The organism is Polynucleobacter sp. 35-46-11 (assembly GCF_002281105.1).
Genome location: NZ_NCFJ01000727.1, coordinates 1 through 1,067, shown reverse-complemented (window position 1 = coordinate 1,067; position 1,067 = coordinate 1). Strand labels below are relative to the sequence as shown.

The window sequence follows — 1,067 nt, the reverse complement described above, 5'->3', positions numbered from 1 at the left end:
TTGGGGCCCTGATCAGCATCGAGTAGACGTTTGTGATCTTGACTGGTGGCTAAGGCTAAAACATGCTTGCCATCCACGAGCACGATGAAGCTGGCTTCTTCGCCAGTTAAAAATTCTTCAATGACTACGCGTGCACCGGCATTGCCCAGTTTGTTATCGGCGAGCATCATATCGACAGCGGCATGAGCTTCTGTTAGATTCATTGCCACAACAACGCCTTTGCCCGCAGCTAGACCATCCGCCTTGATCACAATAGGCGCACCCTTAGCATCAATATAAGCGTGCGCCTCTAATGCATTTGAAAATGTTTGGTACTCAGCCGTTGGAATCCCATGGCGCTTCATGAAGGCTTTAGAGAAATCTTTCGAGGACTCTAATTGGGCGGCAAGCTGGGTTGGACCAAAAATGCGCAAGCCATTATTGCGAAACACATCTACGATACCGGCAGCCAATGGAGCCTCTGGACCAACAACGGTTAGATGAATTTTTTCTCGCTTAGCAAAGTCTGCCAACTCTTGAAGGTCAGAGATAGGGAGGTTTTCAATTCCGGCTGCAGCTTGTTTTGCAGTTGCGGTACCACCATTACCTGGTGCTACATATACGGTTTGAACTTGTGGGGATTGGGCCAGCTTCCATGCCAATGCATGCTCACGACCGCCGGATCCAACTAAAAGAATTTTCATAAAGAGCTAAAAGAGATATTGATGAATAGTATTGAATGAATTGAACGAACAAATTTACTGGTTACAAAGAAGCATTCGTAAATACTTCTTGCACATCATCTAGGTTCTCAAGGGCATCTAATAGTTTTTGCATGCTTTCAGCTTGCTCACCTTCGAACTCAGTTTCTGTTTCTGGGCGCATTGTTACGGTGGCTATTTCTGCTTTTAAGCCTGCCTGAGTGAGTGCGTCCTGAACTCTCGGAAAATCGGGAACTGGGGTGAGTACCTCAAGCGATCCATCTTCATGGGTAATCACATCCTCAGCGCCCGCATCTAGTGCAATTTCCATAAGTTGATCTTCATTGGTGCCAGGAGCAAATAACATTTGACCGCAGTGTTTAAACA

General features: G+C 46.4%; 2 protein-coding genes. Both read right to left on the bottom strand.

The genetic code is table 11. The features are described 5' to 3' along the window. The coding region (purD, locus tag B7Y67_RS19130) for a phosphoribosylamine--glycine ligase (RefSeq protein ID WP_293599988.1) at nt 1-683 on the bottom strand (683 nt) is incomplete at its 3' end. A 61-nt stretch (nt 684-744) separates the two neighbouring features. After that, nucleotides 745-1,067: YebC/PmpR family DNA-binding transcriptional regulator (locus B7Y67_RS19125; protein WP_293599987.1), on the bottom strand; the 323-nt coding region annotated here is incomplete at its 5' end.